Here is a 13861-nt window from a genome sequence, read left to right as displayed (position 1 = left end):
GTCCCCAGCGATGCACTGAGCTTGTCGAAGTGTCCCCAGTCCCCAGTCACCTGTCACCTGTCACCTATTCCTTAAAAATTATGTCTTATATCAAAGTTCGCGGGGTTGAGCATTATTACGAGTGGATCAAGAAACCATCAGATGTGGTAAAACCAGTGATGGTTTTTTTGCATGGTTGGGCTGGTTCGTGTAGATATTGGCGCAGTACGGCTGAGGCTTTAGCAGATAAGTTTGATTGTTTATTATATGATATGCGCGGTTTTGGGCGTTCCCGTGCTGAAACCCAAGATAGCAGTAAATTGAGTTATGAATTAACAGAATATGCGGAAGATTTAGCAGTATTATTAAATGAGTTAAATCTGGAGCGTGTTTATATTAATGCCCATTCTATGGGTGCTTCAATTGCGACTTTATTTTTTAATCGTTATCCCCAAAAAGTTATCAAGGGAATTTTAACTTGTAGTGGGATTTTTGAATATGATGAAAAAGCCTTTGCAGCTTTCTATAAATTTGGTGGTTTAGTAGTTAAATTCCGTCCTCAATGGTTAGGGAAAATACCTTTAGCGGATAGGATGTTTATGGCGAGATTTTTGCATCGTCCGATTCCTAAAGCTGAAAGACAAGCTTTTTTACAAGATTTTATTGACGCTGATTATGATTCCGCTTTAGGGACAATTTTTACCTCTGTGAGTAAAGAACAAGCGGAAACAATGCCTTTAGAATTTGCTAAGTTAACAGTACCAACTTTGTTAATAGCGGGAGAATATGATTTAATTATTCCTGCTGATTTAGGTAGAAAAGCGGCTGTTTTGAGTGATAAGGTGCAGCTAGAAATTATTGCTAATACCGCACATTTTCCGATGTTGGAAGATCCAGAAACTTATTTACAGAAGGTGCGGGATTTTTTGGGTAATGGGTAATTGGTAATGGGTAATGGGTAATGGGTAATGGGTAATTGGTGAAATAAATTAGAGGTGAGGTTATGAGTGTAGTTAGTAATTTAGAGTATTTACAACAACTCTATGAAATTGATGATTATGAATGGTTATTGACTAACATTGAATTATTAAAACAACGCAGATTTAATGATGTGGACTTAAATAATTTAATTGAGGAGTTGGCAGATTTGGGTAATGAAAAGAAAAATGCTGTAGAAAGTTTATTACAGCAAATAATTAGACATTTATTATTATATCAATATTGGATTGCTGAAAGTGAGAGAAATTCTGGACATTGGCAAGCTGAAATTTATAGTTTTCGAGATCAATTAAATGCTAAATTAACCACTAATTTACGTAATCATTTAGCTGAACAAACATTAAAAATTTATCAACGGGCGCTAGGATATGTGCAAAGAAAAACTAATTATCAAGTAGATTTTCCCTCAGAATGTCCTTACACTTTGGAACAGTTGTTAGATGTGGATTTTTTGGGTAATGGGTAATGGGTAATGGGTAATGGGTAATGGGTAATGGGTAATGGGTAATGGGTAATGGGTAATGGGTAATTGGTAATTGGTAATTGGTAATTGGTAATTGGTGAAATAAATTAGAGGTGAGGTTATGAGTGTAGTTAGTAATTTAGAGTATTTACAACAACTCTATAAAATTGATGATTATGAATGGTTGTTAACTAATATTGAATTATTGAAACAAGGTAAATTTAATGATGTGGATTTAGAGAATTTAATTGAGGAGTTGGCAGACTTGGGTAATGAAAAGAAAAATGCGGTCAAGAGTTTATTAGAACAAGTTATTAGACATCTTTTATTACTGCAATATTGGACAGAAGAAATAGAAAATAATGGTCATCATTGGCAATCAGAAATTTTAGGTTTTCGTTATCAACTGGAGGATAAATTAACTACTAATTTACGTAATTTCCTAGCTGATGAACTTGATCATATTTATCAAAGAGCGTTAAAATATGTACAGGTAAAAACTAAGTTTAAAGTAGATTTTCCTTCAGAATGTCCTTATACTTTAGAACAGTTGTTAGATGTGGATTTTTTGGGTAATGGGTAATTGGTAATGGGTAATTGGTAATTGGTAATGGGTAATTGGTAATTGGTGAAATCAATTAGAGGTGAGGTTATGAGTGTAGTTAGTAATTTAGAGTATTTACAACAACTCTATAAAATTGATGATTATGAATGGTTATTAACTAACATTGAATTATTGAAACAAGGTAAATTTAATGATGTGGATTTAGAGAATTTAATTGAGGAGTTGGCAGATTTGGGTAATGAAAAGAAAAATGCGGTTGCTAGTCTGTTAGAACAAATTATTAGACATTTATTATTATATCAGTATTGGACAGAAGAAACTGAAATAAATGGTCATCATTGGCAAGCGGAAATTGTCAGTTTTAGAAACCAATTAAAACGACGTTTAACGGGTAATTTACGCAATTATTTATCTGAGGAAATGTTAGATATTTATGCTGATGCTTTAAAATTTGTGGAGGTGAAAACTAAGTTTCAAGTAGATTTTCCCCAAGAATGTCCTTATACTTTAGAACAGTTGTTAGATGTGGATTTTTTGGGTAATGAGATGTAGGTTGGGTTGAACAAAGTGAAACCCAACTAACATTTGTAAACTAACATTTGTAAATGTTGGGTTTTGTCCCTCAACCCAACCTACCTTGACTTTAGAACAGTTGTTAAGCTGTTGTGCATTTAATTTGTATAAGTGGAACAGGCATCTTGCCTGTTAAACAAGAGTTCAGAACATTAGGATTATACAATTTAGCTGTGTAACAGCTTAGATGTGGATTTTTTGGGGTGATTCTTTAAACACAGATAAACGCAGATAAACGCAGATAAACGCAGATGGTTTAAAGTAATAGTTTGAATATGTTAATAAAATGTTCATAAAACTTAAATAATCAGTACATAATCTTTGTTACTGGTATATGCTACAATTGTTACGACAGGTTAGATACCTGTATTTTCTGTATATATACCTGGTAACAATATTATGAAGTTCAACCGCAATCAAGTTAAAAAATATCTGCAATTATCTGATTTTACATCTTTATTTATTGAAGAGTTAGGCTGGGATTATGCTGATATCTCTCCTATTTATTTAGCTGTAGATGAGGAAAATTCTACTTTAGAATATACTTTAGAATATACTTTAGAAGCTGTTGCCCAAAAACGCGGTTTAATGGTTTATCATTGTGTTGCTGAAAATGGGATTTTACCTAATGCTAAAACTAGGAAAAATATAGATACCCAAGTTACTAGTTATAGTCAAGAACATTTAATTATTTATACTGATAAAAATCAATCTAAACAAGTTTGGCAATGGGTAAAAAGAGAGTCTGCTACTAAAACTAAAGCTAAAGAAACTACTTTTAACGTTACTCAATCAGGAGAATTATTAACTCAAAAGTTAGAGGCGTTATTTATTGATTTTGCAGAGGAAGAAAATTTAACTTTAACAGATGTCACTCAACGCACTCAAACCGCTTTTGATATTGAAAAGGTTACAAAAGACTTTTTTAATAAGTTCCAAGAAAGACATTTGCAATTTGTTACTTTTATCAAAGGTATCGAAAATACAAAAGATGCTAATTGGTATGCGTCGGTAATTTTAAACCGCTTGATGTTTATTTATTTCCTTCAGAAAAAAGGTTTTTTGGATGATGGTAATACTAATTATTTACAAGATAAGTTAAAGGTTAGTCAAAGTCAAGGACAGGATTTATATTATCAAGAGTTTTTACAAACTTTGTTTTTTGATGGTTTTGGGAAAGCGGAAAAGTTCCGTAAACATGAAACTCCTGCTTTAATTGGTAAAATTAAATATATTAATGGTGGTTTGTTTTTACCTCATCAAATTGAAGAAAAATATAATGTTACTTCGACTTCGCTCAGTAACCGTATTCAAATTAGTGATACTGCTTTTGAGGAGATTTTTAAACTATTTTCCGGTTATACTTGGCATTTAGATGATACTCCAAGTGGTAAGGATGATGAAATTAATCCTGATGTTCTGGGGTATATTTTTGAAAAGTATATTAACCAAAAGGAATTTGGTGCTTATTATACGAAACCGGAAATTACTAATTATTTATGTGAACGTACTATTAATAAATTTATTAGTGGTAAAATTGGTAATGTTCAAGTTTTGGAAAATCTCAATAATCAATTATGTCAGCAATTGTTAGATGATGTTTTACCAAACTTATCAATTTTAGATCCCGCTTGTGGTAGTGGTGCATTTTTGGTTGCTGCTTTACAACATTTAATTAAGATTTATACTGCTATTTTTGATTTTATTCAAGTTTCGGGAAATGAGGAAAATCAAGCGAGATTAACGAAGATTAAACAAGATCATCCTTCTTTGGATTATTATATCAAAAAACGGGTAATTACTGACAATCTCTATGGTGTGGATATCATGGAGGAAGCGGTGGAAATTGCTAAACTACGCTTGTTTTTAAGTTTGGTTGCTGCTGCGAAAACTGTTGATGATTTAGAACCTTTACCTAATGTTGATTTTAACATTATGTCTGGTAATTCGTTAATTGGTTTAATTCGCGTTGATGGAAGTCGTTTTGATAATGTTGGACAGTCTAAACAAGGTAATATTTTACAACAATTAAATTCTCAAAATTATCAAGCAATTTTAAAAGAGAAAAACGCAAGTATTAGAAAGTACAAAGAACACGCTTTTATGATAGCAGATGTGGAAGGTACGGAACAGGAAGATAGGTTAGAATTTTTAAGGGAAAATATTAATCGTGTCAATCGGGAATCTTTGGTGAAGTTAAATCAATTGTTGTTAGATGAATTTAGTAATTTAAAGATTAAATATGAGGAGGTGCAGTTAAAGGGTAAACCTGTGAAACGACTTTTGAATATTGCGGATATGGAAGGGTTAAAACCTTTCCATTGGGGTTATCATTTTGATCAGATTATTGCTAGGGGTGGTTTTGATATTATTTTAGGTAATCCTCCTTGGGAGATTTTTAAACCGCAAGCTAAGGAATTTTTTGCAGAATATAGCGATATTGTGACTAAGAATAAGATGGATATTAAGACTTTTGAAAAACAACAAAAGCAGTTGTTAGAAAATCCTGAAATTGCTACTGCTTGGTTAAAATATCAAAGTCAATATCTCCATGTGAGTTTGTATTATCGCAGTGCGGAACAATATAAAAATCAGATTTCTGTGGTGAATGGGAAAAAACAGGGAACTGATATTAATTTATATAAGTTGTTTGTGGAACAATGTGTTAATTTACTTTCTCAAAATGGTGAATGTGGTTTGGTTATTCCTAGCGGTATTTATACTGATTTGGGTACTAAGCAGTTACGAGAAATGTTATTTTCGCAAACTAATATTACTGGTTTATTCTGTTTTGAAAATAGAAAAGCTATTTTTGAGGGGGTTGATAGTCGGTTTAAGTTTGTGGTATTGACTTTTGAAAATGGTAAGCAAACTTTATCTTTCCCTGCTAAATTTATGCGTCATGATGTGGGAGAGTTAAATAGTTTTCCCGGTGATGATTGTATTAATATGTCTGTGGATTTAATTAAACGGTTATCTCCTGATTCTATTTCAATCATGGAGTTTAAAACTGATTTAGATATTTTCATAGCTGAAAAAATGAGTCGCTTTCCTTTGTTGGGTGAGGAAATTCAGGATACTTGGAATTTAAAGTTAACCGCTGAATTTCACATGACTAATGATAGTCATTTGTTTAAAACTGAACCAGGAAAGGGAAGATTACCTTTATATGAAGGGAAAATGATTCATCAATTTAATCATAAGTTTGCTGAACCTCGCTACTGGGTTGATGAGGTGGAAGGAAGAAAAGCGGTTTTAGGTAAAAATGGTATTGATAAAGGGCAAGTTTTAGATTATCAGTGTTATCGTTTTGCTTATCGCGCAATTGCGAGAAATACAGATTCAAGAACTTTTATAGGTTCTATTTTACCAAAAAATATTTATTGCGGACATTCATTGAATGTTACATTACCTTATCAAAATAATAAATATCTTCTAATAATATCTTCAATGTTAAATAGTTTTTGTTTTGATTTTGTTTTACGTCAACAAGTATCTGCAAATTTAACAATGTTCTTTATTTATCAAACTCCCGTACCCAGATTAACAGAAAAAGACGAATATTTTCACGAAATAGTAGAACGTGCGGCCAAACTAATATGTACCACAGCAGAATATGATGAATTAGCGAAAGAAGTAGGATTAGGAAGTCATAAAAACGGAATTACAGAGGAGAGAGAAAGGGGAAAAATCCGCGCAGAATTAGATGGAATAATTGCCCATTTATATGGATTAACAGAAAGCGAATTTAGTCATATATTGAGTACATTTCCCATTGTTGCGGAAGAGGTGAAAAATGCTGCTTTAAATGCTTATCGGGAGATGGTTAAATAACGTAAACGTAGGGGTTTAGCAATGCTAAACCCGTACAATTCATAATAAAAACAAAGATATGCAAATTATTTTTAATCTTGTCAACAAATCATAAATTGATCTGTGAAGTAGGGGATCTGATATAATAATCAAACAATTAATCAATAGAAAATATTTATGTTATGCGTCGAGACACAATCTTTTACAAACTATTCCAACAATATCCATCTTTATTGTTTCAATTGTTGGAAAATCCTCCAGAAAATGCCGATAGTTATAAATTTGATTCTGTAGCAATTAAAGAACCAAAATTTGAAATTGATGGCGTATTTTTACCACCAGAAAATGAAAATCCAGGAGTAGTATATTTTTGTGAGGTACAATTCCAGAAAGATGAAATATTGTATGAAAGAATAGTAGCTGAATCTTCCTTATATTTTTATCGTAACCGGACTAGATTTAGTGATTGGCAAGCGGTTATAATTTATCCATCTCGTAACATTGAACAAAGTAATACTTATCCATTGCGGGCATTTTTGAAAAGTGATCAAGTACATCGGATATACTTAGATGAATTGGGGGATATTCATCAATTACCCACATCGGTAGGAATGATGATATTAACCACATTAGAAGAAAATCAAGCACCAGAAGCAGCGAGGTATTTATTAGCAAAAACTCAATCAGAAATACCATCATCATCAAATCGCGTCATAATAGAAATGATCACCATAATTATGATGTACAAATTTGAAAATCTTAAACGTCACGAGGTAGAATCTATGTTAGGAATCACACTCAAACAAACAAGAGTTTATCAAGAAATTAAAGAAGAAGGAAGAGAAGAAGGAAGAGAAGAAGGACTTCAACAAGGATTAAAAGCAGGAAGAAAAGAAGGACTAGAAGAAGCAACTTTTAATTTAGTTATGAGACTTTTGAGTAAACGATTTGGTAAAATATCCCCAAAAATACGCGGTTCTATTTCTAATTTATCTTTACCTGTTTTAGAAGATTTAAGTGAAGATTTATTAGATTTTAAAACTGTGAATGATTTACAAATTTGGTTAGACAAAGTTGAAGATTAAGATTTAATATTCCCGACTTTTATTGTTATTGTGTCAATAAATGATAAATTAATGATAAATTAATGATAGAAGTCGGAAATCTGATATTATGTTATAATCTTCAAAGTAGCAACAGGAGTAAAAACCATGACTATTAAAGAATTAATTCAAGCCGAAATTGATAATATACCAGAAGATCAACTTGATGAGTTTTATCAATTAATTAAAGAATTTAGAGATAAAAATAAAAACAAAAAAAAGGGGATATTATCTAAGTTAAAAGAGATAAAAATTCAAGCACCTGAAGATTTTTCTGTAAATTTTGATAACTATTTGTATAAACAGGAAACAAGTGAGCAATAATCGTGATTTTCTGGATACTTCATTTATTATTGCATTAATTAATGAACGAGATCAATATCATCACATAGCTAATGATTTAGCAAATTATTACGATAATTCATTTTTAAGCTGTTACACAGCTAAATTGTATAATCCTAATATTCTGAACTCTTGTTGAACAGGCAAGATGCCTGTTCCACTTATACAAATTAAATGCACAACAGCTTAAACATTAATCTAAAGATCCCCGACTTCTTAACTCAATCTTGTCAATAAATGATAAAATGGTAAAATGGTAAAATGGTAAAATGGTAAATTAATCATAGTAAGTAGGTTGGGTTGAACAAAGTGAAACCCAACTTAAACAAAGTTTTGGTTTCATTCAAGTTTTTCAGTGTTGGGTTTCGTTCCTCAACCAAACCTACAACCAATTTTATAATAAATAAAAACCTATGCCAAGAATTTTTGATAACATCAATGAACAATTATTAACAACCCTCAAACAAAGTTTAAAAGATGCACATAAAGCGGATTTTTGTGTAGGTTATTTCAACCTGCGGGGATGGAAATTAATACAGGAAGAAATAGAACAATTTACCGGAGGTGAAAATAATTGTTGTCGCTTATTAATTGGAATGCAAAAATTACCCAAAGATGAACTTAACCAAATGTTAGGTTTAGGAATATCTCGCAAACCAATATCCCAAAGTGACACAACTAACCTGAGAAAACGCCTAGTACAAGAATTTAGTCAACAATTAACTTTAGGTAAACCCAGCAATGATGATGAATGGGGTTTAAAAAGACTAAAAACCCAATTACAAACTAAAAAAGTAGTAGTTAAATTATATCTCCGTCATCCCCTCCACGCTAAACTTTATTTAATTCCCCAAAATTATCATAATTTACCCGCTATTGGTTTTTTAGGAAGTAGTAATTTAACCTTTTCTGGCTTATCTTACCAGGGAGAATTAAACGTTGACATATTAGATCATGATGCAACTAATAAATTACAAACCTGGTTTAATGAACGTTGGGAAGATCGATTTTGTTTAGATATTTCTGATGAATTAATCAAAATTATAGATGAAAGTTGGGCAACAGAAAAACTTATTTCTCCCTATTATGTTTATCTCAAAATGGCTTATCATCTCTCCCAAGAAGCGCGAGATGGTTTAAGTCAATATGCTATACCTTATGATTTTCAATTATTCCCTTTTCAAGCAGCAGCAGTAAAAGTTGCTGCCCATTATGTTAACCGTCGTGGTGGTGTAATGATTGGGGATGTGGTAGGATTAGGAAAAACCTTAGTAGGAACAGCAATTACTAAAATTATAGAGGATGAACTGGGTATTAGTACCGTTATTATTTGTCCGAAAAATCTTGTTTCTATGTGGGAAAAATATAAAGATGAATATGGTTTAGCAGCTAAGGTAGTTCCTATTAGTCAAGTTACCAAAATATTACCGACAATTACCGCCCGTTTTCGGTTAGTATTAATAGATGAAAGTCATAATTTAAGAAATAGAGATGGACAACGTTATGCAGCGATTAAAGAATATATTGAACAAAGCGGAAGTCGTTGTATTTTATTAACTGCAACCCCTTATAATAAAAGTAATTTAGATTTATCTGCACAGTTACGGTTATTTATTCCTGAATCTAAAGATTTAGGTATTAAACCAGAAAATTTAATCAGAGAATTGGGAAATGAAACTGAATTTAAACGTAAATATCCGCAAACGGAAGTGAGAACTTTAACAGCATTTGAAAAAAGCGAATATGCAGAAGATTGGCAATTATTAATGAATCGTTATATGCTGAGAAGAACACGCAGTTTCATTAAAAATAATTATGCCGAAACTGATGCAATAGATGGCAGAAAATATTTACAATTTCCTGATGGTTCTCGTTCTTATTTTCCTACCCGCATTCCTAAAACTGCCACTTTTACTATTAATAATGATGATGACTATGGGAAATTATACTCTAGTGAAGTGGTAGAAATTATCAATTCTCTATCTTTACCCCGTTACGGTTTAGGAAATTACACTTTAGATAAATATAAACAACCTCCCACAGCAACGGAACAACAAATTTTAAATGGTTTATCCCGTGGGGGAAGACGGTTAATGGGTTTTTGTCGCACGAATTTATTTAAAAGATTAGAAAGTAGCGGTAATGCTTTTTTAGAATCTTTAGAACGTCATATTTTAAGAAATTATGTTTATATTCATGCGTTAGAAAATAAATTAGATATTCCCATTGGTACACAGGATGCGGAATTTTTAGAGACTGCAAATAATGATGAAGATGCGGATAATATTAATTCTACCAATTTAGATTTTGAAATAGCTGATGATGACAATGATGAAGAAAACGATGATCAGAATGATGAGGTAAATTTTGCTAGTTTAAGCAGTAAAGAAGCAGAATATAAACGTCAAGCAAAGGTTATTTATGAACTTTATCAAAGCAAATATCAAAAACGTTTTAAATGGTTAAATTATCGGTTGTTTAAGTCTGAGTTGAAAAAACATCTTCTGGAAGATGCTAGAGCATTGTTGAAGTTATTAAATAACTGTTTAAATAACTGTTTAAATAACTGTGGAGAATGGAATTATCAGCAAGATCAAAAATTTCAAACTTTGCAAAAGTTACTCACAGAAATTCATCCTGATGAGAAAATATTGATTTTTACTCAGTTTGCAGATACAGCGCGTTATTTACAGGAATGTCTAGGAAAAGCGCATATTTCCCAAACTGCTTTAGTTACGGGTAAGGTAAATGATCCCACATCTTTAGTATATCGTTTTAGTCCCCAAAGTAATCAACAGAATATCACCCCTGAACAGGAAATTAGAATTTTAATTGCTACGGATGTTTTAAGTGAAGGTCAAAATTTACAAGATTGTCGGATTATTATTAATTATGATTTACCTTGGGCAATTATTCGCTTAATTCAAAGAGCAGGAAGGGTTGATAGAATAGGCCAAAAAGCATCAGAAATTCTCTGTTATTCTTTTTTACCTGCGGAGGGTGTGGAAAAATTAATTAATTTAAGAGGTAGACTGACAGAAAGATTACAACAAAATGCTAGTGTAGTGGGTACAGATGAGGCATTTTTTGAAGATGGTTTTTCCTATCAAGAAATACTGGATCTTTATCATGAAAAATCGGGTATTTTAGATGAAGTAGATGATGGAGAAGTTGATTTAACTTCGGAAGCTTTTCAAATTTGGAAAAATGCCATAGATGCTGATCCAAGTTTAGAGAAAATCATTAAAAATCTGCCCAATGTGATTTATTCTACCCGTTACCATGAAGGTACAAATTTAGATCCTCAAGGGGTGTTAATGTATCTGCGAACTGCTGAAGGTACGGATGCTTTAGCGTGGATAAATAAGGAAGGAAAAAGCGTTACTCAATCGCAAATGAGAATTTTAAGAATGGCAAGATGTAACCGGGATACACCCCCAGAAAAAAAGCATCCCCAACACCATGAAATTGTCGCTCAAGGGGCTGATTTACTATTAGAACAGCAAAAAACATCTGGAGGACAATTAGGAAGCTCTAAAAGTGCCAGATATCGAACTTATTACCGGTTAGATAATTATATTAAAAAAACGGAAGCAAAAACCCCTATATTTACATCAGGAGAAGATTGGCAGACTTTAAAAAAAGCGGTAGAAGAAATATATCATTATCCGTTAAAAGAAACAACGGTAGTTAAATTAAATCGGCAGTTAAAAAGCGGTATTAATGATGAACAATTAGCGACAATGATTATATCTTTAAGAGATAATAATTCTTTGTGTATTATCCATCCTGAAGATGGACAACAGGAAGCGCAAATTATTTGTTCCTTGGGGTTATTTGGTGATTAGTTATTGGGGGGAAAATTTTAGATTTTAGATTTTAGATTTTAGATTTTAGATTTTGGATTTTAGTAGGACTTACGTAAGATGTGACTGAAAACCTTATTCTTGCGTAGGGGTAATTCATGAATTACCCCTACTTTCGTTCTCTTTTGCGTAAGTCCTGTTTAGATTGGGGTTGATAAAAACAATCCAAAATCCAAAATCCAAAATCCAAAATCCAAAATCCAAAATCCAAAATCCAAAATCCAAAATCCAAAATCCAAAATCCAAAATCCAAAATCCAAAATAAAAAACTCCTGCCCCATCACATTAAACCCAGTTCTCTTTGCAGTAAATTAATTGATTGAGAACCAATGTAGTTTTCACAACGAATTAGTTTAGGTGGACGAATTAGATCATCTGAGACTGTTTGCATTCCTGCTTGTGTTGTTAAGTAACTGACTGAATCTGTACAAAATATGATTTCGCAACGTTTAACTATGGCGTTTAGTTTATAAGCATCCTTGGGTTGAGCAGTCATAACTAATAGTTCATCCCCCCGTAAACCGTGTAGGATGACTTCTGTAGCTCTGAGAATACCAGGACTGAGGCTAACTATACCAATACAGCTTGATTTGGCAAGGCTTTTAACTACATTGAGTTCTTTACTATAGTCATGAATATCTAGGGGAATAACGCGGACTGCTTGGGGTCCAGCGATCGCTTCTACTTCTCCGATAAAATAACGACTGGTGACTAATGTGGCCGATGTGGTTTGTTCTAAGACTGCGGCTAATTCTTCTGTTGTTACCAACTGGACGGGAATTTCTAGGGATTCTTCTAATTCATCTACCATTAATTCCCCAGCACCAAGATCCTGTAATGGTACTATTACCAAAACTCTGGCACTACAACGCAAACGCCAGTCAACTTCCGCTAAAAATAGCTCCCGTGCTTGATTGAGGGAACAACCTTGATTAAGTAATTCATCCAGTGTTTTTTGGACTGTTTTGTATGCTTCGGGGTATTGTTTCAGAATGGGAGATTGTAACCTACCACCACCCTCATGGCCTTGAGCGCGGACATAAATTCCTGAACCTGCTAGACTTTCGACAAATCCTTCGTCTTCCAGCTGGCGGTAAACTTTACTAATAGTGTTACGATGTAATCCAGTTTGCATGGCTAACGCCCTGGTGCTGGGTAATTTATAACCGGGTGCATACTGACCAGAGGCGATCGCAAAGCGAATTTGATTAAATAGTTGGCTGGATGCGGGGATTTCGCTGTCTGGCTGAATTCGGAATTGAATCATTAACAATTCTCCTGATGATTGGTAGCTGCACTTAACTGTTTGTGTGTACTACCTGTTAAATATATGATTTATTTTGAATTTATCGGATCAGATAATTTTGATGAAAATTATTATGACAGAGCAAACAATAGACTCTACAAAAGTTAAACTTTCTCAAAATGATTGTCAAATTGATGCTTATTTAGCAAAACCAACATCACCTGGTATTTACGCCGGAATTGTAGTTTTACAGGAGATATTTGGAATTAATGAGCATATTCGGGAGGTGACAGAACGGATTGCTCAACTGGGGTATGTGGCGATCGCACCTGCTCTTTTTCAACGCCAAGCACCGGGCTTTGAAACGGGTTATACTCCTGAAGACATAGAAATTGGTAGAAAATACGCCTGGGAACAAACCACAGCTTCACAACTGTTGAGCGATATTCAAGCCGCTATTAATTATCTCAAAACTCAGCCCAATGTCAAAAAAGAGGGTTTTGGTTGTATTGGCTTTTGTTTTGGTGGTCATGTCGCCTACCTAGCTGCTACCCTCCCTGATATTCAAGCTACTGCTTCATTTTACGGTGCTGGGATCACCACCCGCACCCCTGGAGGCGGCAACCCTACTATTACCCGCACTCCAGAAATTTCCGGGACTATTTACGCCTTTTTTGGGATGGATGATGCCAGTATACCCACAGAACAGGTAAACGAAATTGAAGCAGCGTTACAAAAACACAACATTTCTCATGGCGTGTTTCGCTACGATGGATCTGATCACGGATTTTTCTGCGATCGCCGTGGTAGTTATAATCCTATAGCTGCGGCGGATGCTTGGCAACAAGTTCAACAACTTTTTGCCAACACTTTAGGGTGACTGGGGACTGGTGACTGGGGACTGGTGACTGG

General features: G+C 33.4%; 11 protein-coding genes. 10 read left to right on the top strand and 1 reads right to left on the bottom strand.

Annotation, left to right across the window (positions count from 1 at the left end; genetic code table 11):
• The first annotated feature begins 80 nt into the window (after positions 1-80).
• From PN497_RS18835 to PN497_RS18795, 9 genes are all read left to right on the top strand, one after another.
• Positions 81-920 (top strand): alpha/beta fold hydrolase, encoded by an 840-nt coding sequence (locus tag PN497_RS18835; RefSeq protein WP_096570078.1) that lies wholly within the window; start codon positions 81-83, stop codon positions 918-920.
• A gap of 62 nt (positions 921-982) precedes the next feature.
• Positions 983-1444: a DUF29 domain-containing protein gene (locus PN497_RS18830; protein WP_096570076.1), complete on the top strand. Its 462-nt coding sequence runs from the start codon at positions 983-985 to the stop codon at positions 1442-1444.
• Positions 1445-1562: 118 nt separating this feature from the next.
• A complete protein-coding gene (locus PN497_RS18825; RefSeq protein WP_096570074.1) occupies positions 1563-2024 on the top strand; it encodes a DUF29 domain-containing protein in 462 nt (153 codons plus the stop codon).
• Between the two features lie 69 nt (positions 2025-2093).
• Positions 2094-2558, top strand: a complete 465-nt coding sequence (locus tag PN497_RS18820; protein WP_096570073.1) for a DUF29 domain-containing protein — start codon at positions 2094-2096, stop codon at positions 2556-2558.
• A 420-nt stretch (positions 2559-2978) separates the two neighbouring features.
• Positions 2979-6413, top strand: coding sequence for an Eco57I restriction-modification methylase domain-containing protein (locus PN497_RS18815; protein WP_272110761.1), 3435 nt, complete (start codon positions 2979-2981; stop codon positions 6411-6413).
• A 161-nt stretch (positions 6414-6574) separates the two neighbouring features.
• A complete protein-coding gene (locus PN497_RS18810) occupies positions 6575-7477 on the top strand; it encodes an Rpn family recombination-promoting nuclease/putative transposase (RefSeq protein WP_096570071.1) in 903 nt (300 codons plus the stop codon).
• A gap of 126 nt (positions 7478-7603) precedes the next feature.
• On the top strand, positions 7604-7819 hold the full coding sequence (locus PN497_RS18805) for a hypothetical protein (protein ID WP_096570069.1): 216 nt from the start codon (positions 7604-7606) through the stop codon (positions 7817-7819).
• Positions 7809-7976, top strand: coding sequence for a hypothetical protein (locus PN497_RS18800; protein WP_272110760.1), 168 nt, complete (start codon positions 7809-7811; stop codon positions 7974-7976). The genes PN497_RS18805 and PN497_RS18800 overlap by 11 nt, the downstream gene beginning before the upstream one ends.
• A gap of 274 nt (positions 7977-8250) precedes the next feature.
• A complete protein-coding gene (locus PN497_RS18795; protein ID WP_096570067.1) occupies positions 8251-11685 on the top strand; it encodes a helicase-related protein in 3435 nt (1144 codons plus the stop codon).
• Between the two features lie 298 nt (positions 11686-11983).
• On the opposite strand, the gene PN497_RS18790 is transcribed toward PN497_RS18795, so the two are convergent.
• Complete coding sequence (locus tag PN497_RS18790; protein ID WP_096570065.1) at positions 11984-12970, bottom strand: GntR family transcriptional regulator; 987 nt, start codon at positions 12968-12970, stop codon at positions 11984-11986.
• Positions 12971-13082: 112 nt separating this feature from the next.
• Here PN497_RS18790 and PN497_RS18785 point away from each other — a divergent pair, with 112 nt between their 5' ends.
• On the top strand, positions 13083-13829 hold the full coding sequence (locus tag PN497_RS18785) for a dienelactone hydrolase family protein (RefSeq protein ID WP_096572752.1): 747 nt from the start codon (positions 13083-13085) through the stop codon (positions 13827-13829).
• Positions 13830-13861 lie beyond the last annotated feature (32 nt).

It is taken from the genome of Sphaerospermopsis kisseleviana CS-549, assembly GCF_028329225.1.
Lineage (GTDB): Bacteria > Cyanobacteriota > Cyanobacteriia > Cyanobacteriales > Nostocaceae > Sphaerospermopsis > Sphaerospermopsis kisseleviana.
This window is presented reverse-complemented; position numbering and strand designations above follow the sequence as displayed.